Below are 26,809 nucleotides of genomic sequence, written 5' to 3'. Positions count from 1 at the left end.
TTCAGCGGCTGCTGTTTTTTATGATTCAAAAGTGGATAAATTTCATCAACAATCGCTGCCGGTCTTTTCAGCCATTGGGCGGCATAGAAAATATGGAGATGTTAATTGGGAGGTACTGATATGAACAACTGTTTTAGCTGCACAACCTGCAAAAGCGCGGACAAACCGCTGGAAGGGTATATTGCGGGTCTTTCGATGGAGACATCCCACCACCGGGTGGAAGGCCAGTCGGTCAAATGCGGGTTCGGCCTGCAGGGCGTCTGCTGCCGGCTGTGCTCCAACGGGCCCTGCCGCATCACGCCCAAAGCGCCGAAGGGAATCTGCGGCGCGACGGCCGATGTCATTGTGACCCGCAATTTCCTGCGCGCGGTCGCGGCCGGATCCGGCTGTTACATCCACGTTGTGGAGAACACCGCAAAAAATTTGAAAAACACCGCGCGTGCAAAAGGCGAGATCAAGGGTGTAAACGCGCTTGACCATCTCTGCGAGCTGTTCGGCATTATCGGCGGGGATGTTCACGAACGGGCCGAAGCCGTCGCGCAGGCCGTGCTGGACGATCTGTACCGCCCGGACGATGAAAAGATGCGGCTGCTCGAAAAGCTTTCGTACGCGCCGCGCTTCCAGAAATGGAAGACGCTCGGCATCCTGCCGGGCGGCGCAAAATCCGAGGTGTTCGCGGGCGTTGTGAAGTGCTCCACCAATCTGAATTCCGATCCGGTCGATATGCTGATGCACTGCCTGAAGCTCGGCATCTCCACCGGCGTTTACGGGCTGATGCTGACCAACCTGCTCAACGACGTGATGCTCGGCGAACCCGAGATCATGGAAGCGCCGGTCGGTCTCGGCGTCATCGATCCCGACTATATCAACATCATGATCACCGGACATCAGCATTCGATGTTTGTCTCGCTGCAGGAACGCCTGCGGGATGAGGACGTCCAGGCGCTGGCGAAGAAGGCCGGGGCCAAGGGTTTCAAGCTGGTTGGATGTACCTGTGTCGGCCAGGACCTGCAGCTGCGCGGCGTGCATTACGCCGACATCTTCAGCGGGCACGCCGGCAACAACTACACGAGTGAAGCGGTGCTCGCCACCGGCGCGATCGACGCGGTGCTCTCGGAGTTCAACTGTACGCTCCCGGGCATTGAGCCGATCTGCGACGAGCTGCAGATCAAGCAGATCTGTCTGGACGACGTCGCCAAAAAAGCCAATGCCGAGCTTAAGCCGTTTGTCTATGAGGACCGCGAAAACATCTGCAACGAAATCATCGAAGAAATTGTCAAATCTTACACAGCCCGCCGCGGCAAGGTGGAACTGAACCTGATGGAGGAGCACGGCAACCGCCATACCGTGACCGGCGTCAGCGAAGGCTCCCTGAAAAAGTTCCTGGGCGGCAGCTGGAAGCCGCTGATCGACCTGATCGTGTCCGGCGACATCAAGGGTATCGCGGGTGTGGTCGGCTGCTCGAACCTGACCGCGGGCGGCCACGATGTGCTGACCGTTGAGCTTACGAAGGAGCTGATCGCGAAAGACATTCTGGTCCTATCGGCCGGATGCTCGTCCGGCGGCCTTGAAAACTGCGGGCTGATGACGCCGGGGGCCGCGAAGCTGGCCGGACCAAAGCTTCGGGCGGTCTGCGAAAAGCTCGGCATCCCGCCGGTGCTCAACTTCGGCCCCTGCCTTGCGATCGGACGGCTGGAGATGGTTGCGACCGAGCTTGCCGAAGCCATCGGCGTGGACATTCCACAGCTTCCGCTGGTGCTGTCGGCAGCACAGTGGCTGGAAGAACAGGCGCTGGCGGACGGCGCGTTCGGCCTTGCGCTCGGGCTGCCGCTGCATCTGGGACTGCCGCCGTTTATCACCGGCAGCGAGCTTGTCACAAAGGTGCTGACCGAGGACATGAAGGAACTGACCGGCGGACAGGTGATCATCAATTCGGATGCGAAGGCTTCCGCCGGCATTCTGGACGGCATCATCGAACAGAAGAGAGCCGAACTGAAGATATAAAGGGGTGGGAACGCTGTGAAAAAGATCATGATCGACGCTGACAAATGCGACGGCTGCCTGAACTGCACGCTGGCCTGCATGAACGCCCACCGTGCCGACGGCGGGGACATCTGCAGCCTCAGGCTGACCGATCTTCAAAATGAGAGCCGCAATGTTATCCATATACTTCCCGACGGCAGCTACCGCCCGGTGTTCTGCCGCCACTGCGCAGAACCTGAATGCGTCAACTCCTGTATGAGCGGCGCGCTGCACAAAAATCCCGAGACCGGGATTGTCGAATACGACGAAAAAAAGTGCGCGGCCTGCTATATGTGCGTGATGAACTGCCCGTTCGGCGTGCTAAAGCCGGACGATCAAAGCCGCACGAAAGTCATCAAATGTGATTTCTGCAAGGAGCTGGGCGGCGAACCCAGCTGTGTCAAAGCCTGTCCCAAGCAGGCCATCTGGGTAGAGGAGGTGCAGGCATGAGACATCTGATCATCGGCGCGTCGGCCGCGGGCCTGACTGCCGCCAAGACCATCCGCTCCATCGACCGCGACTGCGAAATCACCGTGGTTTCAAAGGATGACAAGGTCCATTCCCGCTGTATGCTGCACAAATATTTAAGCGGCGAACGCACCGCCGAAGGCATCAGCTTCGTGCCGGAGGATTTCTTTCAGGAAAACCGCATAGAATGGATATCCGGCGCCGAGGTGCAAACGGTCAACGCCGTCGGTAAAACCGCCGCGCTCGCCGACGGGCGTACGCTCTCCTTTGACCGGCTGCTGATCGCCACCGGCGCGCAGTACGTCGTGCCGCCGGTGCCGGGGCTCAGGGGCGCCGCCAATCTCTACGGCTTCCGCGATCTGTCGGATGCCGAGGCGATCGACCGCGCTTCACAGCCCGGCAGCCGGGTGGTGATCATCGGGTCGGGGCTTGTCGGTATGGACGCCGCGTATGCGCTGCTTGACCGCGGCATCCTGCCGGTCGTCGTCGAGATGGCCGAGCGCATTTTGCCGCTGCAGCTCGACGACAACGCCGCATCCGCCTATCAGGAGAGATTCGAACGGGCCGGATGCTCGTTCCGCCTGAACGCGAAAGCGGCATCCGCCGAGGTTGACGAAAACGCGAACATCACCGCCATTGTGCTGGACGACGGAGAAAGGCTTCCCTGCGACTATGTGATTATCGCGGCGGGCGTCAAACCGGCGGTCGGCTTCCTGGACGGGACGCCGGTCAAGCCGGACCTGCTCATCCGGGTTGACGACCATCTGCGCACGCCTGTCGAGGATATCTATGCCGCCGGGGACGCGGCCGGGCTGTCCGGTATCTGGCCAAACGCGATGAAACAGGGCATCACCGCCGCAAGGAATATGTGCGGCGAAGATGAATGCTACACCGATCTCTATGCCATGAAGAACACCATCAATTTCTTCGGGCTGACCGCGCTGTGCATCGGCAACATCAATGTTCCGGGACCGAACGCAGATGTCTATATCGAGGAAGACCATCTCAACTACCGCAAGGCGGTCGTCGAAGACGGCGTCCTCAAAAGCATTCTGCTGCAGGGAGATATTTCGGGCGGCGGCATCTACCAGTATCTGATTAAAAACAGGATTCGGCTGCCCTATACCGGTTCGGAGCTGTTCCGGCTCTCATTTGCTGAGTTTTATGGATTCGATGAGACAAGCGGCAAATATGTCTGGCAGGTCTAGTTTATAGAAGCTTAAGGCCCTCCCATGATGGGAGGGCCTTAAGCTTCAAACAAGTAAAAAGCGCTATTTTTGTCCATTTGGGTATATGTGTTTTTCGGCACGGCGGTTTTTACACTTATTGAGATACATCAGCATGGTGCTTGTTGTATCGACGTGATTCAGTACACTCACAATGTTTTCCAATCGATACTTAGCTATGTGACTATTGAGGCGCTGAAGCGCAGCGGCTTTACTATGTTTGCCAAGGGACCTTAGCAAGGTGGTTGTTACTTCTTTGCCGGCCAAAGAAGTAACCAAGAAAGGCCGTTCAAGGGGGCCATGCACTGTACCGCCCCAAGCCAGATGGCCCCCTTGAAAATCCCCTCTGATATCCCGCTTTCTTCTTTGGCCGCCTGCGGGCGGCGTTTGGCTTTTGGCAGGGTGGTTGGGCATAGCTAGCAGCGGACGCTAACGTTCCCTACGACAGTCTTCACAGGTACCCCGATTCCCGTAGCCGCTGCGTGGAACATTCCTCAGACGAAGAACACCGTAAACAATTGCCTCATTATATGTGGCTCGCAGCTACTGTGTAAATCATTCCTCATCCATAGAAAGCCGCAGACGATTGCTTCACCGCTACACAGGGTTCCATCACGGGTTATCTCCGATTCAAAACGGTGTGAAAATCGTTATCTATCGTTCTTTGATACGCCAACATCTAATTATCTTCATATATTGCCAACAGATGCAGGCCGTTCTTTTATGAAACTTTCTACCCTATGCATTTTTATTCCAATCAGATATTCTGCGGCTGAAACGCACGAAAAGGTTCATCCGGCAATCAACTGCCGGATGGCCACCAATTTCATCTATCAGAGCTTATAAGGCCGTTTGTGGCGGTACTGCACCGCAATCCGTTTCAGAAACTCCTCAGCGGGCTGAGGCTTCGCATAGTAGTACCCTTGGATGTATTCGCATTCCAGTTCCTTCAGGCAGTCCACCTGGTACCCATGCTCGACGCCTTCGGCGACCACCTCCATATCCAGCGCATGTGCCATGGAAACCACGCTCCGGATGATCTCGACGGCACGGCTGTCCTGCTGTTCAAAATGCAGCAGCTCCCGGTCCAGTTTCAGCACGTCGATCTGCACATTTTTGAGGATATTCAGCGAGGAATATCCGCTTCCAAAATCATCCATAGAGGTTTTAAAGCCATGGCTGTGAATCTGGTCGTTGACCTGGTTGAGCAGCTCCAGATTGTCGAAGAACAGCGATTCGGTCAGTTCAAATTCCAGCTGCCACGGCGACAGGTCGTATTTCTCCCAGATGGTCAGGTATTCCGTAAAGAAACCGGGCTTCTTCAAATGCGCGCGGGACAGATTCACGGAGATGCGCTGCGGCGGGCAGGAAAAACCACGCAGCAGGCAGAGGAATCTGCACGCCTGATCGAAGATAAACAGGTCGATCTGCGTGATGAAGCCGTTCAGCTCAAACAGCGGGATGAACTGGTCCGGATAGATGATACCCTGCTCCTTTGTCTCCCACCGCACCAGCGCTTCCGCGCCGACAATCAGGCCGTCAGAAGCACGGTATTTGGGCTGCAGATACATCTTAAATTCGCCGTCCTGCAGCGCCTTCTCCTGCCGTTTTTCAAAATCCCGATCCTGCTGCATCCTCTGCTTGATGGTCTGGTCGTACACCGCAAAGCATCCGCCGTCATAGCTGCAGGCATCCAGCGTCCGCCTTGCCAGATTGGCCCTGTCCAGCATCAGCGGAACGGAAAGCCCGGGCTCATCGATCGGATAAAGCCCATAGGTCACACTGAGCCCTTCCATCTCCGCATGCTGTGACGACAGCCGCTCGATCTCCCGGTTCCAGAAATCGATTCTGCGGCCGATCAGCGGGATGTTCTGCGTGGCAAGCAGGATGCCGAACTGATCCGCCATCAGGCGCGCGGCGCATTCTCCCGCGCCCATATCCGCTTGAAACACGTCGTAGATCTGTTTGAGAATCTCATCCGCAGACTGCCAGCCGAGCCGGTCGTTCAGCAGCTTGAAATGCTCGATATTCGCATAGATCATCGTATATTTTCCCGGCTTTTGCAAAAGCGTCCGGGCCGCATCGCTTTCAAATCCCCGTTTGGAGCGTCCGCCGGTCACCCGGTCCACATAGGCCTCTTTGACAGCCCTGCGGCGGTTGATCTGCACCGAAACCGTCATGACAACCATGGCAAACAGCAACAGCGACATGACACAGAAGGCAACAATGGTCAGCTGATAGAAATCCGCCGTCTTATCCGCGAGGATATCCTGCGGGACGACTGAGAAGAGATACCAGTCCTCCATGTCCAGCGGCATATAGATGCTCAGATAGTTCTTCTCCTGATACTGATAAAGGATTCTGCGGCTGCGGCCTGCATCCAGGTCCTTTCGGATATCCTGCACCGCAACGCCGTCGTTAAGCTCGCTGCAGCGCAGCATCGACAGCAGATTGTACCCACTGTAACAGGAATCCGGATGGGTGGAGCGCACCACAATATCCCCATTTGAAGTGATGATGTGTGCGAAGCCCTTGTTGTCAAAGGTTGTGAGCGGCAGCAGCTGATTCATCCTGTCAATGGGAATCACCGCCGCCAGCCCTGTGGCCGATACCGATCCAACCTGTATCCGGTCTGCCGGAAGCGGCGCGAAGAAGATCACGCAGTCGGTGTCATCCACCCGCACCGTTTGGGACATAAACGCCTTTCCCTGTTTACGCAGCCGGTCATAATAAGAACGGATATCCTGGCTGCGAATCTGGCCGTTGGCGCTGTGCCAGCCGCCGTCCTCATCCAGCAGCGCAATGTCGGAAAAGCCGTAGGACGAGCATTCCCGTTCAAGCAGCGCTTCGACATGCTCAAACCCAAGCGGCGCATTGCGTTCCACCACCCTTCCGAGTGTGTCCAGCGTGGCAAAATTGCGGTCCAGCAGCTTGGTGATGTTCAGGTTGATCTGGCTGGAAATTTCATGCAGGTATTCATAGCTTTCATTGTCTATCACCCTCTGCAGACCGCTGATGTAGGAGCTTGCAAAGTAAGCGAGTATCACAACGGAAAGCAGGATGGATACAAAGATCGGGAAAGCAAACGAGATATTTTCTTTTAAGAACGCTTTGAGCCTTGGCAGCGGTCGATTCCGTCGCTCCTGCCTGGTACGGCGGCGGTTATACCGGGTTTTCCGGCTCAGCTGAGGGTCATAGATCATGAAACCATTCCTGCCGGTTTCTTTTACGCGGCAGAGCGCCGCATCCGCGCATTCATAGAATCCGCGTTTGAACCGTTCCCCATGCTTGGGATAAAACGCCGCGCCCATGCTGACCGACACGCCGAGCCTGCCGCATTCCAGCCGGCGAACCTGCTGCAGAATGCGCTCGTAGAAGGAGGACAGCGTCGCTTCATCCGATACGCCCGGAAGAAACAGGGCAAACTCATCCCCGCCCAGATGACCGATCAGCGCATTTTGGGGCGCGTTTTCCCGCAGCAGGCCCGCAACCTGGGCAAGCACCTGATCGCCGTAATCATGACCTTCCGCTTCATTGGCCTTTTTAAAGTTGTCAAGATTCACGATACAGAACGCGGCGCATCCGCCCGGTTTCTCGATGGACGCATATACGGCCTTTTCAAACGCCGCTCTGCTGTAAAGGCCGGTGAGAGGATCGTGCGACGCCTGATATTGCATCTCCAGCTCCCGCAGCTTCTGTTCATGGATATCCTGAATGGAACCCACGGCTTTGTGCGGCCCATGCGGCAGCATCACGCCGAACGAAACCCACCGATATCCCGCATAATCTTCACAGGTAAAGCGGACATCGCATTTCAGGCTTATCCGCTGGTCGCGAATCGCCGTATGGAGGGCATGCATATTCAGCGCGCGCCACAGCCGTTCGCGGTCTTCCTCCCATACGTGCTCCTCCAGCAGCTTTCTCAGACAGCCTTCATATGGGTAGATTCTGCCGGTCTCAAGTTCTCTCTCCAGCATACCGGCATTGCATACCAGCAGCCTGCCGTTCTCCGTATCGATCTCAAACACTGCACTGCCCAGCACCCCATCATCTCCCCGCAGTGATCTCTTTGTGTTCATTATACCACATGCGCGCTGTTTATTTCCATGCATCCGCAAATATTTTCCTGAGATTCCGCGTTTTATGACATGGTTATCCCATTTTCACTCATAAATTCGCCGATACGACATATCATGCGCAGGGATCATTGATTTTATATCGATGATGCGCCGGTTCTGCCATGCCAATTTCCTCAGCGTCTGCCTTCCCATAAAACAGCTTCCTGGAAACCGGTGCTTCTCCACTTCATAACGCCGCATCTGCTTCAGGATATCCGCATCAAAAAGCCGCCGGCTGCAGTTTTAATGCTGCGGCCGGCGGCTTGTCCCATTTCATGGGATACTGTCTGATACCTGGACGATAAAACGGGTTATTTCTGCACCGGCAGCTCCGCCGGCGGGGATTTGTGCTTGTGTTTGGACGGCTGGGCCTTGATCTCCCCTGCCGCCTTCAGCGACAGCTTGGTGATGGCCGGGCCAATCAGCTCATAGATAAACGTTCCGCACAATATGACCGCGCGGATCTGGCCGCCGTAATCCGGGAACATCTGCGTCGCGAGCAGCGACAGGCCGATTGCGACGCCGGCCTGCGGCAGAAGTGTCGGGCCGAGATATTTCTTAACTGCGGGCGGGGATTTTGCAATCACCGAACCGAGCGCCGCGCCGCCGCATTTTCCAGCGACGCGCAGCACGACATAGATGACGCCGACAAGCCCGATGGTCGGCAGCACAGAGATGTCCAGCTCCGCGCCGGAGATCACAAAGAACATCAAAAAAATCGGCGGCGTCACAAAGTCCGCGACTTTCGGTATCGTGTTGTTGCCCTTGGCGACGTTGATCAGCGTCGCACCCATCGCCATGATCAGAAGCAGGGAGGAAAGTCCCAGCCAGTCGGCGATCGCCACACCCAGGAAGATGAAACCGCAGACGATGATCAGGCGGTTGCCGTCCTTTTTAAAGAAGCGCATCGGCAGCAGGAACAGGAAGCCGAGTACGACGCCGATGCCGAGCGCGCCCACAATCTCGATCAGCGGGTCAAGGATGGTCATCATGATCGATGTGGAAGCGCCGTTCATGGCCTGTGCGATGGCCACCGCGATGCCGAAGCCCATCAGGGCCACCGCGTCGTCCAACGCGACTACGGTTAAGAGGGTGTCGGTGACCGGTCCCTTTGCCTTATACTGCCGTACAACCATGATGGTTGCCGCCGGCGCGGTCGCCGCGGCGATGGACGCCAGCACGATTGAGAAATCCATCGGGAATCCTGCAAGCAGCAGGCCGCCGAAGACCAGCAGAATCGCGCCGAACGCCTCGCAGACCGCGATGATCAGCGGGCCGACGCCCACCTTCTTCAAATAGGAAAACTTGAACTCACTGCCGACCGCGAACGCGATGAAGCCAAGCGCCACATCACTGATGATGTCAAAATTCTGCAATGTGCCGCTTGGGATGAGATTTAAGAAGCTGGGGCCAATGAGCAGTCCTCCAACCAGATATCCCGTCACATTCGGCAGCTTGCACAATTTTGCTAAGCGGCCAAACAGCAGTCCGCAGAACAGAATGATGCCAAGGTAAAGGAGGACATTATTTTCCACTCTGCATGCCTCCAATTCCCTCTACAAAACTGACCGGAACGCCAAACAGGATGCCGGTATCCGGTTTTGACAGGTCGATGACGCTGCCAACCGCTTTTTTAAGCTGCGGCACCTTTGCTTCATCCAGAACTGTGAAGATGGTCTTGCTTTCTTCCCGTTCCGGGTTGAACATCATGCGCAGCGCGCCGAACATGCGCAGGTCCTCATTGTTGCCGATGACGCGTGCCATGCCGGTGCTGTCCAGGATGGTCGCGCCGCTGATTCCATTCTCAGCAAGGCTCATGAGCAGGTCTTCGAGATACTCCGTCTTGTTGAGCACGATGAATACTAGCTGCATAGATACACTCTCCCTCATACTTTTTTTCATCTATCATTATACCACTCTGGATTTTCAATGTCCAGTGTACCAGACGGTGATCCGTCGGCATAAGGGTTTGAAACCCGCATGCTTATATTTCTGTCTATCCCAGTTTTATTCGGCTGCGCTGGCTGTTATCACCTCTCGAAACAATTTTTTCAGCCCGCAGGATGCCTGCACAATAAATTCATACACTCCAGGTATTGAAACATCTGATAGGATGCCCGCAGAACAAATTCATACATTCCTGGTATTGAAAGTTCCGCACCCCAGGAAAAACCGCAGGATTCTGCACAGCGTTCCTTGATAAAGTGTATAATCGGCGCGCCGCAATCGTTCTGAGAAAAACTTGCCGAATCTCCGCACTTTTTGGGACAACGCCGCCTGTTGTAAAAATATTTTCCGAAATGTTGAAAAAAGACTTGACAAACTCTTCAAAAGGTTGTATATTACAAGTGTACTAGGAACCATAGTACACAGTACACAAAGTTCGATTCACAACACCATGCCCGATGTCCCCTCTCCCCAGACAACTGAACCTCAGAAAGGGTGGTCTATATGAACAACCAGAAAGACGTGAAACTGAAATCCGGTAACCGGGCTTTGATGCTGCTGTGCCTTGTGCTGGTCATCTTTTTAATTGCCGGCGCGCTGTACGGCATCCGCGGAAGCCTGTTCCCGGCTTTCGGTATGCGTCCGCCTGAAATCGATGTCGCCGCCTTTTCTCACCGGGAAGCATCACAGTACACCACGGTTGTCAAAGGAGAGGACGGCATCCATCAGGGAGACCTGGTCCTTGTCAACAAGACATATCCCTATCGCGGACAGGACAGCACCCCGCTTACCTACGTCTACGATTATAAGAACAACATGTACAAGGTCAAGGACATGGAGGTCTCCTTGAACCGGCGTGTGGTCCAGGCGTTCAACGGCATGCTGGCCGGTTTTTACGACGCGACCGGCATCCACGACGTCAACGTGGTCAGCGGATACCGCTCCTCGGAGGATCAGTACCGGATCGTGCAGGAAAAGCAATCCGAAACCCTTCTTCAGAATGTATCCAGCCTTGCCGCCGCGCCGGGCTACAGCGAGCATGAAACCGGCATGGCGCTGGACCTTTCGATTTACACCGACATGGGCATCACCCATGATTTTCTTGGACAGGGCAAATACCACTGGATCCGTGAAAACGCGTATCGGTACGGCTTTGTGCTGCGGTACCCGCAGGAAAAAACACAGACCACCGGCTACGACTACGAGCCCTGGCATTACCGTTTTGTCGGCGTGCCGCATGCCGGCATCATGCAGAAGGAAAATATCTGCCTGGAAGAGTACATCGACTTTCTCAAGCAGTACCCGTATGAAAAACAGCATCTCAAGGTCCGGACACAGTCCGGGCAGCGGTATGAAATCTACTATGTGGCGGCAGAACCCGGGGAAACCGCCGTACCTGTGCCGTCCAACCGGGAATACACCCTTAGCGGCAACAACGCAGACGGCTTCATCGTAACCGTCACGCTTTAACTTACCAACATCTTACTTTGTATAAAATCCCTTTATACCCTTACCCTACCCCTGAAAACAGCCCGTCTTCACCCGACGGGCTGTTTTCTTCTGCGTATCGTCGGCGTTCTGCAAACGCCGTATGCCAGAACTGCATCCTCGATACGGTCCGTATGCGGCTGAGGTTGTCCGGGCATTTTAACGTCCCAGATGTTTTTCAAACCTTCGTGTTCTTGATACAGTCCCGCCTCACGTTTCTCAAAGCGCACAAAAGTCTGAGATATGATGATCGGTGCGTCCAACAGGTTCGCTGGGAAGGACATCCGAAGCGTTTTGTTAAAATATGCCCTGTTTTCATCTCAGAGCCCCTTTTGAGACTATTTTCTCAATATTTCGACCGGCGACACAATGCTTTCATAAATTTGCTTGACTTTAACATGACAGTACCCTAAAATGAAACATGTCAATCAGCATCACCCTTGTTACCATACATCTTACATATCAGGAGGAACTTTGAATGTTCAGTGTACAAAACGTCACCAAACGCTACGGCAAGGTTGTGGCCAATCGGGATATCAATTTCACGGTGCGGGACGGTGAAATCGCCGTGCTGCTCGGGCCGAACGGCGCCGGAAAATCCACCATCATCAAATGCATCTGCGGGCTGCTGCGGTTTGAGGGCGCTATTGAAATCGGCGGGCATCCGAACAAATCGCTGGAAGCGAAAAAGCTGCTGGGATATATTCCCGAAATGCCCGCGGTCTATGACCTGCTGACGGTCGGAGAGCATCTGGAATTTATCGGCCGCGCATATGAGCTTGAGGGCTGGGAGCCGGACGCACAGCGGCTGATGGAACGCTTCGAGCTGCTGGACAAGAAGGACAAGCTCGGCAAAGAGCTTTCCAAGGGCATGCAGCAGAAGCTGAGCATCTGCTGCGCGCTGCTGCACAAACCGAAGGTTGTGGTATTCGACGAACCGCTCGTTGGCCTCGACCCGCACGCTATCAAGGAGCTCAAGCTGATGTTCCGGGAGCTCAAGGAGGAAGGGGCGTCGATTCTGATCAGCACCCATATGCTGGACAGCGTTGAGGACTACTGGGATGTGGCTCACATCATGATGCACGGCTCCTTCGCGGCGACCAAATACAACCGCAGTGACGACGGGGATGAAAAGGATCTGGAGGAGCTGTTCTTTGAGATCACAGAGGGGAAGGTCGGTACCGATGAAATCGCTTAGCTATCTGTTTCTGACCAATCTTAAAAACTCCATCAAGCAGCTTGTCAAGCATCCGGCCAAGCTCATCGCCGTGCTGTTCTTTGTTGCGATCATGGTGATGGTGGTCATCACCTCCGGCTTTAACACCGAGACCGAATTCCGGGATATCCGCGAGCTGTACGCAATGATCCTCGCGCTCTACGGCACCATGTACATCATGGGCTGCATGAACGGCCTGCACTCCGGCGCCAGCTTCTATTCGATGGCCGACGTCAACCTGCTGTTCGCCTCCCCCATCTCTTCGAAGAAGATCCTGATCTATGGGCTGCTGCGGCAGCTGCAGGTCTCCTGTCTGGTCGGTCTGTTCCTGATTTTCCAGTACGGATGGCTGAACAACACCTATAATCTGTCCTTCGGCGGGATGGCGGCCATCTTCCTCGGGTACTGCCTGACGGTCTTCTGTTCCTCGCTGACCGCCATGTTCATCTACTCGATGACCAGCAGCAGCGAAAACAAAAAGCGCGCCGTGCGGTACGGCATCTACCTGATTGTCCTTCTGCTGGCGGTCTATCTGCTGACGGCGGCCTTCTCGGATCGGCAGAACATTCTGGGCGGACTGGTTACCGCCGTGAACGCGCCCTGGACCAGCTATCTGCCGGTATTCGGCTGGCTGCAGATGGGCGTGGTCGGCATCATATCATCGAACTTTATCGGTATCGCCGCCGGGTTTGGGCTTGTCATCCTGTTTGTGGCGGCCGTCCTGCTTTTGATCACCGGCACGCACGCGGACTTCTACGAGGATGTCCTGAAGGCGACCGAGGTTTCCTACAGCGCCATCACGGCCAGGAAGGAAGGCAAGGTGCAGGATACGCCGATGAACGTCAAGGTCGGCAAAACCGGTATTGGAAAAGGCTGGGGGCCGTCGGTGTTCTTCCACAAGCATATGCTGGAGAACCGCCGGAACCGGCTGTTCATCCTGGACCGCACCAGCCTGATCTTTGCGGTCACCTGCATCGGCTTCGCCTTCTTCATGCGGGAAAGCGGCATCCTCCCGATCTTTATCTTTTCGGTCTATATGCAGGTGTTTTCCACCGCCATGGGACGCTGGACCCGGGAGCTGCTCTTGCCCTATGTCTACCTGCTACCGCAGAGCCCGTTTAAAAAGCTGGTCAATATCTGCAAAGAGGTTCTCTATAAGGCCTGCGTGGAAGCCGTCGTCATCTTCATTCCGGTCGGCATCATCCTGCAGTCCTCGATTCCCGAGATTCTCTCCTGCATTGTTGCCCGCATCGGATTCGGCATCCTGTTCGTCGCCGGCAACATCCTGATCGAACGTGTGCTGGGCTCGCTCACCAACAAGGTGTTCATCATGTTCTTCTATTTCATCATGATTATCCTGATTGCGGTGCCGGGCGTGGTGCTCGGTGTGATGGTGTCCATCCTGATTCCCGGCGCTTTGGGCGTTTCGGTCGGGCTGCTCTGTACCTTTGGCTGGAACCTGCTGCTGTCCGGCCTCATCGCCTTCCTGTGCAGGGATATCCTCAATTACGCGGAGCTCAACAACCTCTGATAACCGCTCAAAACGGCATGGGACATCATCATATGAAAGGTTTCATGCCGTTGTTTTTCTCTTTGTCCTCACCCTCTGCATTTGTTTTGGCCCCAAAAAAATAATGCGATGTATCTCTCCATCTCCTCTTGTTTAAGAATCTTTCCGTTTTGACCGCTCGGCGAAGCATATCATCTCAGAAAAATTCCCATACTAAGGAGCGTATAGAATTTCTGCCGAATCAACATCACATCTGCTGGAACGGTACCTGGTATCGCATCCAACGGAACGGTGCTAGAAGGCAGAAAAGAAATCATGGAAAAGCGACCTGCATTTCACAGAACCCGAAAGGTGGTATACATTTATGTACTGCACAAGACCCGTTACAAAGGATATCGTATGGATTGGCGGCAATGACCGCCGTTTGGCGCTGTTTGAAAACCTCTTCCCCATTCCGCGCGGGGTTTCCTACAACAGCTATCTGATTCTGGATGAGAAGACCGCCCTGATGGATACGGTGGACGCCTCCATCGGCCGGCAGTTTTTCGAGAATATTGAACAGACCCTGCAGGGACGTCCGCTCGATTACCTGATTGTCAACCATATGGAACCGGACCACTGTGCCAACATCGAAGAGCTTACCAGGCGGTACCCGGACATGAAGATCGTCGGCAACCGCCGCACCATCGAGCTTATCAAGCAGTTCTACGATTTTGAGGTACAGCCGCATGTGCACTGCGTTGAGGAAGGCGATACGCTGTGCCTTGGAACGCATACGCTGCAGTTCATCTTTGCGCCGATGGTGCACTGGCCGGAGGTCATGATGGCGTATGAGACCTCGGAGCACATCCTGTTCTCCGCCGATGCGTTCGGCTCGTTCGGCGCTGTAGGCGGCACCATCTTCCAGGATGAGCTGCACTTTGACCGGGACTGGCTGGACGACGCGCGCAGGTACTACTCCAACATCGTCGGAAAGTATGGGCCGCAGGTGCAGGCGGTGTTAAAGAAGGCCTCAGCGCTCGACATCAAGGCCATCTGTCCGCTGCACGGACCGGTCTGGCGCGGCGATCTTGGCTACTTCCTGAACAAATACGACCTTTGGAGCCGCTATGAGCCGGAGGACCGGGGTGTGGCGATCTTCTACGGTTCGATGTACGGAGACACGGCAAACGCGGCCGACCTGCTCGCGGCGCAGCTCGCCGAAGCCGGTGTGAAGGATGTGCGGGTCTACGACGTCTCCTGCACGCATGTGTCCTACCTGATCGCCGAAGCGTTCCGCTGCAGCCATCTGGTCTTTGCCGCGCCCACCTATAACAATGGGCTTTACCCGGCAATGGAGACGCTGCTTCTGGATATGAAGGCGCTGAACCTGCAGAACCGCACGGTCGGCCTGATCGAGAACGGCTCGTGGGCGCCGCAGTCCGGCAGGCTGATGCGCGAGATGCTTGGACAGATGAAGGACATGCATATTCTGGAAACGAGCGTTACCATCAAGTCCTCGCTGAAAAAAGATCAGTTCTCCGACATGCAGGGACTTTGCAGACAGATTGTGGACACCCTTTAACCGATGCATACCGTTCTCCCCCGCCATCATATTGGGGCGGGGGATTTTTGCTGCACGCTTTCTCATGGTCGCCAGTGCGGACCGCTTTGCATATCATGTAACAGGTACATGATTATACATACTGCAAGAAAGGATGATACCGTATGGATATTGCCGTCATCATTGCAGTTCTGTTGATTCTCTGCCTGCTCATCGTCCGGAACCATCTTCTGAAGCTGTGCCGGCGCCAGCCGGGAAAAAAGAATGTTTTCCCAAACAGAACCTGCTGTCCCGGGCATCCGCACACATGGTATTTACAGATCGACGACATGGGATTTCCGAAATGCACGAAAGACAAAGAGCGTTCGTGGAGCACGCTGCACAGCGCTGAACCGGCTGTACAGCAGAAAAACTGTATGCCGGTGCAAGGCGCATCGATTCCCGATGTCACGCAGCCGCAAAAAAACAGGCCGTCATACCGAAAATAACGCGTTCAGCCGGCAGGCCTTCCTTCCGCTGCGTTTTCTTACCGTTTTCCTGCCAGGAGGGTTTTATCTTATTGGATATGGATAGGAACTTGGCTGGTGCTCTTCCCAAAGGAGATGGCACTGTATACAAAGAACACCCCTTCGAAATTTTCGAAGGGGTGTTCTAAAAATGTTACGAAATTTTACAGGACAAGCTTTATCTGCGTTTTCTGGCCAGAACGACGCCAGCGCCGCAGAGGACAGCCAGTGCTGCAAGCGGAATCATCGGAAGCATACCGCCGGTGTTCGGGTTGCCCTTATCGCCGGTGGAGCTGCCGCTCGACGTACCGCCCGGTGTACTGGTTTCGCCCGGTTTCTTCAGGGAATCGATGGCGGATTTGAGCGCGTTGAGAGCTGCGTCAACCTGTGCCTGTGTCGCTTCGTCATCCTTCAGGATGGCTTCGCCAGCATCGATTGCCGCCTGCAGCGCATCCGCTGTTTCTTTTGTATACTGGGTCTGATCGTATCCCTTTGCTTCATCCAGCAGTTTTTCAAGCATCTTCTTGTCCGGAATCTGCCGGAGTCCGTCGATGGCGCTCTGCAGCTTGTCAATCGCTGCCGTAATGGCCCCCGCATTGATCAGGTCTTCATCTGCGAGCATATCGCGTGCTTCGGCAAGCGCCGCTTCAAACGGTGCATAGGTGCTCGGAATGAATTCCGCTTTGCGTGCTTCATACTTTTCAGCCTCAGCGACAGCCTGTTCCAGAAGCGCCTTGTCAGCCCTGTCGAGAACCACAACGGTTGCGGTGACCGCGGTCATCGCCTGTCCCCTGCCTTCGCCTGGTACGGTGACATCCGCTTTGCCGGACACGGTGAATTCGCCGGCCTGCGCGTAAGCCGAAGCGTCGATATCATCCCATTTAACCGGTACACTGGAGACGGTTCCGGTCGCGACATCCAGGCTCTGGATGCTTTCCGGCAGTGCCGGCGCTTTGCCGACCGGCGTCGCCACGCTGACGGAGCTTTCCACAACATTCTTTGCAAACGCGTCGTTCCACACCTTAAAGGACGCAAACAGTGTCGCGTTGTCGCCCCGGCCGGTGCCGTATACGTTGGTGCCGGCCCACGGCCAGACGCCCATGCCGACGTTATTCGGCACATCGTTGATGGTCTTCATGATATCCATCGTGTCGTCGCCCTGCGACTGGACGCTGTATTGGAAGCCCACCGGATGGTTCGGATTGTCCATCCAGTTGTTTACAGAACCGCTCGCCTTCGGGGAGCACTCCGCGATGTTGAACTTCACGCCCGGAAGCATCTTGGAGATTTCGACGATGTTGCGCTGTACCTGATCATAGGTGCCGTGCCAGTCCGGATAATAGGACACGCCGATACGGTCGACCATGCCGCCCATCTGATCCAGATTGCCGGACAGGCCGCTGATCAGAGTCATAACCTTTTCAAACACTTCGTCCGGATCAAGCTCGACCTTTCCGGAGGTGGGCTGTTCGAAGACGTTGAATGCAAAGTGCATTTCGGTCTGGATATTGAGATCCATGTCCTTGTTGAGCTGGCGGATTGCGCGGTTTCCTGCGTCGACCAGTTTGGAGAGGTTCTCCACCGATCCGAGGAACTCTTTATAAGCTGCGGAATTCTTGTCGCCGTTCGCCTCTTCGTACTTCATCCATTTGATGCCGCCGCCCTCGGCCAGTTCATGGAGTCCTTTGTTGTAGTAATCGTGGTGATGGACATATGGTGTGACCAGATCATATTCCTTGCCCCACATCATACCGTTGGTGATCTCGTTGCCGATGGCCACGATGGACGGTGCGGTGCCCTGATCGACCAGGCTCTTGATGGTGTCATAGGTGTAGCTGTAAACCTCGTCGACAAGGGCTTCGAAGGTCAGCGGCGCCCATGCGTATGGCTTCGGCTGGTTCTGCGGGTCGGACCAGCTGTCGGAATAGTGGAAATCGATTGCGAGGTTCTGTCCTGCGCCCGCGATTGCCTTTGCCACGCGCAGAGTATCCTCCGGAGAACAGTTTCCTGCATTGTTGTTCGGATTTCCGTTTGTTTCACTCTTCGGCTCGTTCCAGATGCGCAGGCGGATGGTGTCCCATCCCAGGTCCTTGGTCAAACCAAAGAAGTTGTTTCCGGTTTTGATGGAGTTTTCATCGGTGAATTTTCCGCCGCGGATGCCTTCCACCGGCGGGTTGTTGCCGGCATTGTAGTAGTACGCATTCGTGTTTCTTCCCTGCTCGGAGGTATCGGAACCGTTGTTCATGTCCTCACGCAGGTAGTTGATGACGCGCAGCTCGCGGATGCCGACCAGATTGCCGGACGTGATGTTCAGCCGGACATAGCGAAGGCCTTTGAAGCTGAAGACATCGGTGAAGATGCCGCCCAGCTGGCTGTTTTCCGAACGGTCAGCCAGAACGGACCAGTTTTCACCGTCCGCAGAGCCTTCCAACGTGTATGTATAGACGGTATCATTGCTTGCAAAAACGGTTTCCACCTTGCGGACCGCGTCATAGGCGCCGCCGAAATCCACCGTAATGGATGCCGGCGCGGATTTCGCAATCCAGGCGGTATCGAGCTTGTCATCCAGTGCCAAAGCCGCGTCGCCCTCCGATGCGGTTGCGGATACCCAATACTTACCGGAAATATTGCTCTCCGCCGGGGAATATGCCGCTTCGCCTTCCAATGCGATGGAAGCGAACGGGATCGCTAAGAGAACCATTGCTGCGACGAGAAACAGGGATAATGCCTTTTTCATTTGTTTACATCCTCTCTTAATCTAGCTTTTACATCGTTTCTATACGGGACAGCTTGTTCACACCTCCTTTATTTGATATAAAAATTGATCTACTTTTATTCATTTTATGTAGAAAACAAACCGCTGTAAATGGATTTATTATTCTTCATTATGGATTATTGTACAAATTATCTTTTTTTATCAATCAACTATCGAATAATTTGTTTATAATGTGTAAAAATCGAATTCTTATATTTATTTTTAAAAACTAAATATGTTTCAGTTTTCTTTTCGGTGCCAGATGTGTGTCTCGATTTAAAACCGCTGAAATTTTATTTGAATAAGACTGGCAGACGTTTTATTCAGGCTGTCATCTGCCAACCATTTCAAGGGAATATAAGGCATATAAGAGCGGCAAAATCAGAATTGCCAGCAGTTCAGATAAAAAGCATCCGCATGAAATGATCCATTATTTAAAATCAGGAAGCCGCCATACCGTGATTTTCCGACAATTAACCCCTCCGTTGAAATGGTGGTATGCGCCAGCCCTGGAAGGGCATCATACCGGTTCGTCTTTCAAGAGACACTGAAAAACTGTCATGACATCAAACGCACCGCAACTGCTAAAGCAGTTATATCTCTATAGCTTTTCACGTTGTGCGAAATGATCGTTGTCATTCGCTGCTCTTTATCCTGAAAGTTAAAGCTTTTTATTCTCTCCAGCAGAGCCGGTGGGTTTTATAACGCTGAAGTACAAGCCAAAACGGCTGGCCCGATCGGGCCAGCCGTTTTACTCTAAAAACTATAACGCATACCTTATCCGCGATGCGAACCGCTTTGCATCCTCGTTTAAGAAACACTGCTTTGTGTACCGGTCGGAATGCTCTGCAGCGCGCCGGTATCCGCAGCATACTGTACAACCGATTTGGCAATCGCATCCGCGAACTTGTTCTGCGAAACGGAGTTTGTCAGAAGAAGGTAATCCTTGCTGTTGTTGATGAACGCCGTTTCCACCAGTGCGGACGGATAAGCCGAGGACATGCGCAGCACCTTATACGGATACATCTTGTTGCCGTTGTTGTTGCGGTTGGAAAGCCCCAGGCTGCTGCTGACATTGGAGGCGATCCTGTCCGCCATATTGCGTGAGAACAGATGGAAATAATAGCATTCGGTTCCCGTCGCGGAGCTGACGGTCGAGGAATTCGCATGAATGGACAGGAAGACATCCGGCCGGATCTTTTTGGTGATGGACACACGCTCATCCAGTGAAACGTCTTTATTCTTGGTGTCAATCTGGGTCACCGTCGCGCCGCTGGTCTTGAGCTTCTGGGTGACCAGGCTGGCAATCTGCCAGGTGACGGTATTCTCATTGACGCCGCCGTAGCCGATCGCGCCCGGATCGCCAAGCCCATGTCCCGGATCGATGACAAAGGTCATGCCGGTCAAATCGTAGCCATAGGGCTTTGAGCTGTTTTTGGAGATCTGCGCGTAATTCGTGAAGCGGAAGCGCAGGCCCTCGGAGGTGTAGGACGCCTCAAAGCCGCGGAAGCCGTTGGAAGCGCGCAGCGTCAGGGTCAATACCGCATTCGCGCGCACATTGCTGTCCGATGAGGTCTGGATGCTCCAGGTCGCCTTCGTAAACATCGGATTTTGGGTGAGGTTCAGATTTGCCGGAACCTGACCGGTATATGGGAAGACGATCGTCACCTTGCTGCCGTCCGGCGTGACGTTGTAGGGAACCTTCCAGTCGGTCGCAAGGACCATATCGGTGTAATCCTTGCTGGCTGTCATCTTGAAGCTTGTGATCCGATTGAGGTTGTATTTGCTGTTGGTCACCTTGGATACATCCTTCTGGTACACGCGCTTTCCGGATGCCAGCAGGTAGTAATAGAAGCGCTGTCCGCCGTCCACATAACTGACCTCCTTGGTCACATAGTCCACGGTTCCTTTCGGCAGCGGGTAGCATCTGCCGTCGGACATGTCGTCATAGGTGTCGGTGGGGAAGACCTCGGCTTCGCTGGCGGTTACCACAATCTGCTGTCCGTTCGGATAGATGGACTGCGCGCGGATGGTCACGGTGAAGGTGGCCTTCTTGGTGCCCGACGCCGTCGCAGCCGACGCGGTGATCGTCGCGCTTCCGGCCTGTCTCGCCTTAATCAGACCGCTCGCGCTGACCGTGGCAACTGACTGGTTGCTCGACGTGTACTGGATGCCGGGATTGTAGGCATTGGACGGCGTAATCGTTGCGCTGAGCTGGAAGCTGCCGTTCAGCGCAAGCTCCTTGGAGCTGCCGTTCAGTGTGATGCTCTGGATGGACGGCAGGACCTGCACGGTGCAGGCGGCCGTTTTTCCGCCGCTGTTGGTCGTCACGCGGATGGTCGTGCTGCCCGCGCTCTTCGCTGTGATCAGCCCGCTGGCGGAAACCGATGCCACCGATGCATCGTCGGACTGATAGGTCACGCTTTTATCGGTCGCGTCAGCCGGGGACACCGTGGCCGTCAGCTGCAGCGTCGCGCCCGCTTCGAGCTGCGCCTGGGTCTTATTGAGCGTGACGCCGCTGACCGGGATATCCGGTTCAACAACCCGGACAAGGCACTGCGCCGTTTTCGATCCCACCGCTGTGCGGACCGTCACCCAGGTGTTTCCGATTTCCTTTGCCGTGATCACGCCGTCCTGTGTCACGGTTGCGATGCCCGCGTTGCCAACCGACCACACCACCGATTTGTCCGGCGCGTCTTCCGGCAGAACCGTTGCAACCAGGGTCGTCTGGGCGCCTTTTTTCAGTTCTATTTCGGTCCTGTCCAGCGTGACTTCGCTGACCGGTTCCCTGACGCGGATCAGGCACTGTGCGGTTTTGGAGCCGTCCACCGTCCGCACCGTCGCCCAGGTGTTTCCGGCCCGCTTTGCCGTCACCACGCCATCCTGCGTGATCGATGCGACGCTGCTGTTCCCGATCGAGTACACCACCGACCGGTTGCTCGCGTACTCCGGCTGGATGATCGGTATCAGCGTTACAGATTCCCCTGCAAAGAGACTTTCCTCCTCATTTTCAAATGATACGCTTTCAACTGGAACAGTTTCCCCCGCAGTCAGGATGTAAACCTTCATCGAGATCAGATCCCGTATGCCGATGTTTCCATCCTCCTCGAAGTCCCCCATCCATTCATAGATATCCTCCGGGCCTCCGTTCAGGATCACCATCTTCACCATCAAAAGATCCCGTATGCCCATGACTCCGTCTCCATCCATATCGCCGCGCACCAGCGCCTGATTGCGGTAGACTTCTTTTCCGTCTTTCATGACGATGATTTCATTGCCCGTTCCAATCGGGTCTTCCCGGTCCAGTCCATTGCCGCCGCGTTTGACAACGACCGACTGGCCTTCTTCCAATTCCAGGCTGGCTTCGTACTCCGAAACCGTTGTCCCGATTTTAATATATGCAACATCCAGTTCTTTTGGCGTAACGGTCATCCGGTCGAAGCTCCAGCCATCTGTCAGGCTGGTCACTTTGATTGCCCGGATGCCGCGTTCAAGTGCGACATCTGCGAGCACAATCTCTTCAAAAGCTTCATTCGAGGCTGTCTGCGGGACGGTCAGCGTCTGGACGCTGCCATCAGGCAGTTCAATCCGGAGGGCTTCTGTCTGTTCCCCGTCATGCGCCACGCTCAAGGCAATCTCATAGATGCCGCTGTTTTGGACATCGAGATCATAGCGCATCCAGTCCCCGTTGGAAAAGCCGCTCAGATAATGACCGCTTCCTGCCGATACAGCCTGAGACTCCATGCCGCCGCCGAAACTTTGGCAGCTTTCCGCTTCAATGACACATACAGCGTGTCCAATCACAGAAAGCGCCGCCGGATACTCGGATTCCTGCCGGGGCTGCTCGGCGGACGCGTCTCCGTCGGAGCTGCTGTCCTCAGACTGCGTACCGGTCACCCTGATGAGGCACCGTGCGGATTTCTCATAACCCTTCGTACCGGCTTCCAGCCAGGTGGAACCTGCGCCGCGCGCATGCACGACACCGTCGGATGACACCTCGGCCACGGCGCTGTCGTCCGTTCTGAAATAGACCGTTTGATCCGCCGCACCTTCCGGCAGAACGGCGGCCTTCACCTGGAAGTCCTCACCTGCAGCCAGCGTGATTTCATCGTGCTCCAGCTGTACAGATTCTGCCGCTGCGGTGGACACCGCAAACGCGCTGGCCGGCAATACGCCCATCAGCAGCGAAAAGGCCAGTAAAATGCTGAGGAACAGCTGCAAAGGTTTTCTTTTTTGGATAAACATCATACACATCCCTTTCAATTCTCTCTTCTCAAACACCTGGGGCTTTATGTCACAGGCTGCCGTCCGGCAGCCCCTAGGTGTACCTGAATATTTTTTGACGGATCACCAAAACCGCTTGGTACTGGATCAAGATGGCGGCCGTGCGGTTGCAAATCCGTTGGATTTCATATTGGCTGTCTATGCTGATCAGTTCAGAACGCTTTTGAGATTCTCCATCTCCTTTTGAATCTGACTCTTGTTTGAATCCTGCGGAATATTGAAGAAAAAGTCATACCGGAACACGGAAAAGCCGCTGTAATGCTCGTTTCTCCTGGCATCAACGACCTGCCGCTTCAGCATGTCGGTGGCGGAAATCCATTCAAACTTGCCGGCCCCGGCGTAGGTGTCCTCCTTGCCGATCTTATACGCGGCAAGTCCGACATAGAGCTTGACATTGTCCAGGGTGATCATGTCATTCCATTTCTTCACGGTCTCGCTGAACGGACAGGCGCTGTTCTGGAAGCCGAAATACATCTGCGGACAGATATAATCGATATATCCGGGTGTCGTGACCCACTTTTCCACATCGATGAACTGCGTGTTGTAGTTGTTCTGCATATTGCCCTGCGGGCTGATGCCGAAGAGCACCGTGGAATCGATCTTTTTGATGGCCTGATACACGCCGCTGACCAGCTGGTCGACATTGCTCCTGCGCCAGTCGGCCAGTCCCAGCTTTCCGCCGCCGTTTTTGTAGGCCTGATATTCCGTCTGGTCGAACGCGGCGTCAGTGGTCGGGTAGAAATAGTCGTCGAAATGGATGCCGTCCACCTGATAGTTCTGCACAATCTCCCGCACGCCGTTGATGACCAGCTCCTGCACCTCTTTTTTTGCCGGATTGTAGTAAAGCCCGCTGCCGGACTGCACGACGCATCCGTTCTTCTGTGCGTACCACGCCTTGGCCGGATTGGAATCGGCCAGCTTTGAGGCGTCGGCGGAACCGATCTGTACGCGGTATGGGTTGATCCAGGCTTCAATGCGCAGATTTTTTTCGTGCGCCAGCTGCACCATGATGGCAAGCGGGTCGTATCCCGGATTTTTTCCCTGCGTACCGCTTAGAATATGCGAATACGGAAAATACCTGGAAGGATAGATCGCGTCCCCGAACGGCCGGACCTGTACGATGACATCGTTGAATCCATACTGTGCGGCATTGTCAAAATACCGGTTCACTGCCGCCGTGAATTCCGCTTTGGATTTGTTCTTCATAATCGTCGTCAGATCGATATAGGAGAGCCACACCGCGCGCACCTCTTCCTGCTGAGGGGATTTTTCCTGAACGCGGATCAGGCATTTCGCGGTTTTGGAGCCGTCCACCGTCCGCACCGTCGCCCAGGTGTTTCCGGCCCGCTTTGCCGTCACCACGCCATCCTGCGTGATCGATGCGACGCTGCTGTTCCCGATCGAGTACACCACCGACCGGTTGCTCGCGTACTCCGGCTGGATGATCGGCCGCAGCGTGACGGATTCCCCTACAAAGAGGCTTTCCTCCTCATTTTCAAACGACACGCTTTCAACTGGAACAGTTTCCCCCGCAGTCAGGATGTAAATCTTCATCGAGATCAGATCCCGTATGCCGATGTTTCCATCCTCCTCGAAGTCCCCCATCCATTCATAGATATCCTCCGGGCCTCCGTTCAGGATCACCATCTTCACCATCAAAAGATCCCGTATGCCCATGATCCCGTCTCCATCCATATCGCCGCGCACCAGCGCCTGATTGCGGTAGGCTTCTTTCCCGTCTTTCATGACGCTGATTATATTGCCCGTTCCAATCGGGTCTTCCCGGTCCAGTCCATTGCCGCCACGTTTGACAACGACCGACTGGCCTTCTTCCAATTCCAGGCTGGCTTCGTACTCCGAAACCGTCGTCCCGATTTTAATATATGCGACATCCAGTTCTTTTGGCATGTTTGCGGCAGCCGCATAGGGGGTGATTGGATTTTCGAAAACTGCATCCGCAGCAAAAGCGCCTGCAGGCAGCACGCCCAGCAGAATTGACAACAGCAACACAACACTGACAGCAAGCCGCATGGGCTTTTTGAGGATTATCATCATGAAACATCCCTTTCCATTTTTCTTCCACTCATTTTGATTTGATGTCACATGCTGTTTTTATCAGCCCTAAACTGTCAGTTTTATTGGGTTCTCTTCATCTCAGTGCCAAGACCGCTTGGTACATTGAAATACGGTCTCAGACAGACTGTGTAAAAACAATCTGCTTTTATACCGCACATATATCAATCCCCGGTCATTTGGCAAACCGCCGCATGTTCGAATGATCGTGCGCTACCAAAATACTGGAATATGCCTCCATGCAGCATGCGCACAGCATCTGTTTTTGTCCGCCCGCTGTTTGACAGGTGATAAGCAACCTAGGGTTCCAGCAGGCCTTTCAGATTATCCATCTCCTTTTGGATCTGTTCCTTATTTTCAGCCTGTGAAATGGTAAAAAACGAATCGTACCGGAAGATGGCAAAACCGCCGTAGGTTCCATTTTTTCTCGCCTCTTCCACCTGGCGCTTCAGCATATCGGTACAGGTGATCCATTCTTCCTTGCCGTCCCCGGCAAAGGTGTCCTCGCGGCCAAGCTTGTATGCGCTGAGTCCCACATAGAGCTTGACGCTGTCCAGTGTGATCATATCGTTCCACTTCTTCACCGTGTCGATATACGGAGAGGTGCCATTTTCAAACCCATAGTACACCTGCGGACAGATGTAGTCGATGTAACCAGGCGTTGTGACCCATTTTTCGACATCGATATACTGGGTGTTGTAGTTGTTGCCCAGATTTCCCTGCGGGCTGATGCCGAAAACCACATCCGCGCGGACATCTTTGACAGCCTGATACACGCCGCTGACCAGCTCATCGACATTGCTCCTGCGCCAGTCGGCCAGCTCCAGCTTTCCGCCGCCGTCCCTGTACGCCTTGTACTGCGCCTGATCGAATGCCGTGTCGGTGGTCGGATAAAAATAGTCGTCGAAATGGATGCCGTCCACCTGATAGTTCTGCACGATCTCCCGCACGCCGTTGATGATCAGTTCCCGGACTTCCTTTTGGGCCGGATTGTAGAAAAGCCCGTCTCCGGACTGAACAACGCAGCCGTTTTTCTGCTCATACCACGTCTTTGCCTGATTGGCATCGCACAGCTTTGAAGCGTCGGCCGACGAGGTCTGCACACGGTATGGGTTCAGCCAGGCTTCAATCCGCAGATGCTTCTCGTGCGCCAGCTTTACCATGATGGCAAGCGGATCATATCCCGGATCCTTCCCCTGCGTCCCGGTTAGAATATGCGAGAATGGGAAATACTTTGAAGGATAAATCGCGTCGCCGAACGGGCGCACCTGTACAATGATATCGTTAAAGCCATATTGTACGGCGTTCTCGAAGTATCCGGCTACTGCGGCTGTAAAATCCGCTTCGGATTTATTTTTCAGTATCGGCGTCAAGTCGAGGTAAGAGAGCCAGAGCGCCCGCACTTCATCCGAATCCGGCGAAGCTTCTCGGTCCTTTTCCGTCTCAAGGTCAAAGTCCGGACTGGGCTTTTCCGGGGAAAAGGAGTAGTCCTGCTCTGTAATGCCGGGGCCGCTGCCCGTTTCCTCCTGAAAGAGCTCATCCATGTTACAGCCTGTACCACACAGTAATATACCGATCAGCAGAAATGCCGTCACAATCCTTTTCATAGGCAGATACCTCATTTTCGAAGATTCCATACTAGAGCCTATGAAT

At 54.6% G+C, this 26,809-nt stretch carries 14 protein-coding genes; 7 read left to right on the top strand and 7 right to left on the bottom strand.

From position 1 onward, the window contains the following. Positions 1–120: 120 nt before the first annotated feature. Genes cooS through BN348_RS04540 form a run of 3 tightly spaced genes read left to right on the top strand, consistent with a single transcriptional unit; the run spans position 121 to position 3,698 of the window. A complete protein-coding gene (gene cooS, locus BN348_RS04550) occupies positions 121–2,004 on the top strand; it encodes an anaerobic carbon-monoxide dehydrogenase catalytic subunit (protein ID WP_040196522.1) in 1,884 nt (627 codons plus the stop codon). 15 nt (positions 2,005–2,019) lie between these two features. After that, positions 2,020–2,472, top strand: a complete 453-nt coding sequence (locus BN348_RS04545; protein ID WP_040196521.1) for a 4Fe-4S dicluster domain-containing protein — start codon at positions 2,020–2,022, stop codon at positions 2,470–2,472. After that, entirely contained in the window at positions 2,469–3,698 is a 1,230-nt protein-coding gene (locus tag BN348_RS04540) for an NAD(P)/FAD-dependent oxidoreductase (RefSeq protein WP_040196519.1), read from the top strand. Before BN348_RS04545 ends, BN348_RS04540 begins: the two co-directional genes overlap by 4 nt. A gap of 851 nt (positions 3,699–4,549) precedes the next feature. Here the strand turns inward: BN348_RS04540 and BN348_RS04530 are convergent. The 3 genes from BN348_RS04530 to BN348_RS04520 all read right to left on the bottom strand — a co-directional run bounded on the left by BN348_RS04530 (position 4,550) and on the right by BN348_RS04520 (position 9,706). Next, positions 4,550–7,759, bottom strand: coding sequence for an EAL domain-containing protein (locus tag BN348_RS04530; protein WP_040196517.1), 3,210 nt, complete (start codon positions 7,757–7,759; stop codon positions 4,550–4,552). A gap of 386 nt (positions 7,760–8,145) precedes the next feature. After that, a complete protein-coding gene (locus tag BN348_RS04525; RefSeq protein ID WP_052446715.1) occupies positions 8,146–9,369 on the bottom strand; it encodes a cation:proton antiporter in 1,224 nt (407 codons plus the stop codon). Then, positions 9,359–9,706, bottom strand: coding sequence for a hypothetical protein (locus tag BN348_RS04520; RefSeq protein ID WP_040196515.1), 348 nt, complete (start codon positions 9,704–9,706; stop codon positions 9,359–9,361). The genes BN348_RS04525 and BN348_RS04520 overlap by 11 nt, the downstream gene beginning before the upstream one ends. A gap of 579 nt (positions 9,707–10,285) precedes the next feature. On the opposite strand from BN348_RS04520, the gene BN348_RS04515 reads away from it, so the two are divergent. The 4 genes from BN348_RS04515 to BN348_RS04495 all read left to right on the top strand — a co-directional run bounded on the left by BN348_RS04515 (position 10,286) and on the right by BN348_RS04495 (position 15,559). Next, positions 10,286–11,251, top strand: a complete 966-nt coding sequence (locus tag BN348_RS04515; RefSeq protein ID WP_040196513.1) for a D-Ala-D-Ala carboxypeptidase VanY — start codon at positions 10,286–10,288, stop codon at positions 11,249–11,251. Between the two features lie 496 nt (positions 11,252–11,747). Further along, positions 11,748–12,467 (top strand): ABC transporter ATP-binding protein, encoded by a 720-nt coding sequence (locus BN348_RS04505; RefSeq protein ID WP_040196511.1) that lies wholly within the window; start codon positions 11,748–11,750, stop codon positions 12,465–12,467. Continuing rightward, on the top strand, positions 12,454–14,016 hold the full coding sequence (locus tag BN348_RS04500) for a putative ABC exporter domain-containing protein (RefSeq protein ID WP_040196509.1): 1,563 nt from the start codon (positions 12,454–12,456) through the stop codon (positions 14,014–14,016). Before BN348_RS04505 ends, BN348_RS04500 begins: the two co-directional genes overlap by 14 nt. 343 nt (positions 14,017–14,359) lie before the next feature. Then, a complete protein-coding gene (locus BN348_RS04495) occupies positions 14,360–15,559 on the top strand; it encodes an FprA family A-type flavoprotein (RefSeq protein ID WP_040196508.1) in 1,200 nt (399 codons plus the stop codon). Positions 15,560–16,222: 663 nt separating this feature from the next. Here BN348_RS04495 and BN348_RS13010 read toward each other — a convergent pair. The 4 genes from BN348_RS13010 to BN348_RS04470 form a co-directional block, all read right to left on the bottom strand. After that, complete coding sequence (locus BN348_RS13010) at positions 16,223–18,781, bottom strand: glycosyl hydrolase 53 family protein (RefSeq protein ID WP_052446714.1); 2,559 nt, start codon at positions 18,779–18,781, stop codon at positions 16,223–16,225. Positions 18,782–19,609: 828 nt separating this feature from the next. Then, a complete protein-coding gene (locus tag BN348_RS13005) occupies positions 19,610–23,044 on the bottom strand; it encodes an Ig-like domain-containing protein (RefSeq protein ID WP_197068279.1) in 3,435 nt (1,144 codons plus the stop codon). Positions 23,045–23,230: 186 nt separating this feature from the next. Then, the gene (locus BN348_RS13000) at positions 23,231–25,135 is read right to left on the bottom strand and encodes a family 10 glycosylhydrolase (RefSeq protein ID WP_197068278.1); all 1,905 of its coding nucleotides are present in this window, start codon (positions 25,133–25,135) and stop codon (positions 23,231–23,233) included. Between the two features lie 320 nt (positions 25,136–25,455). Further along, the gene (locus BN348_RS04470; RefSeq protein WP_052446711.1) at positions 25,456–26,763 is read right to left on the bottom strand and encodes a glycoside hydrolase family 10-like protein; all 1,308 of its coding nucleotides are present in this window, start codon (positions 26,761–26,763) and stop codon (positions 25,456–25,458) included. Positions 26,764–26,809: the final 46 nt, after the last annotated feature.

It is taken from the genome of Candidatus Soleaferrea massiliensis AP7 (assembly GCF_000820765.1).
Taxonomy (GTDB): Bacteria; Bacillota; Clostridia; order Oscillospirales; family Ruminococcaceae; genus Soleaferrea; species Soleaferrea massiliensis.
Note: the sequence above shows the minus strand (reverse complement) of the source record. Positions and strands in the feature narration are given on the sequence as shown.

What these genes read in the sequence shown, in the direction of transcription:
- cooS (WP_040196522.1), top strand. Translation starts at nt 121, where the DNA reads ATGAACAACTGTTTTAGCTGCACAACCTGCAAAAGCGCGGACAAACCG.
- BN348_RS04540 (WP_040196519.1), top strand. Translation starts at nt 2,469, where the DNA reads ATGAGACATCTGATCATCGGCGCGTCGGCCGCGGGCCTGACTGCCGCC.
- BN348_RS04520 (WP_040196515.1), bottom strand. Translation starts at nt 9,706, where the DNA reads ATGCAGCTAGTATTCATCGTGCTCAACAAGACGGAGTATCTCGAAGAC.
- BN348_RS04515 (WP_040196513.1), top strand. Translation starts at nt 10,286, where the DNA reads ATGAACAACCAGAAAGACGTGAAACTGAAATCCGGTAACCGGGCTTTG.
- BN348_RS04505 (WP_040196511.1), top strand. Translation starts at nt 11,748, where the DNA reads ATGTTCAGTGTACAAAACGTCACCAAACGCTACGGCAAGGTTGTGGCC.
- BN348_RS04500 (WP_040196509.1), top strand. Translation starts at nt 12,454, where the DNA reads ATGAAATCGCTTAGCTATCTGTTTCTGACCAATCTTAAAAACTCCATC.
- BN348_RS04495 (WP_040196508.1), top strand. Translation starts at nt 14,360, where the DNA reads ATGTACTGCACAAGACCCGTTACAAAGGATATCGTATGGATTGGCGGC.
- BN348_RS13010 (WP_052446714.1), bottom strand. Translation starts at nt 18,781, where the DNA reads ATGAAAAAGGCATTATCCCTGTTTCTCGTCGCAGCAATGGTTCTCTTA.
- BN348_RS13005 (WP_197068279.1), bottom strand. Translation starts at nt 23,044, where the DNA reads ATGTTTATCCAAAAAAGAAAACCTTTGCAGCTGTTCCTCAGCATTTTA.
- BN348_RS13000 (WP_197068278.1), bottom strand. Translation starts at nt 25,135, where the DNA reads ATGATAATCCTCAAAAAGCCCATGCGGCTTGCTGTCAGTGTTGTGTTG.
- BN348_RS04470 (WP_052446711.1), bottom strand. Translation starts at nt 26,763, where the DNA reads ATGAAAAGGATTGTGACGGCATTTCTGCTGATCGGTATATTACTGTGT.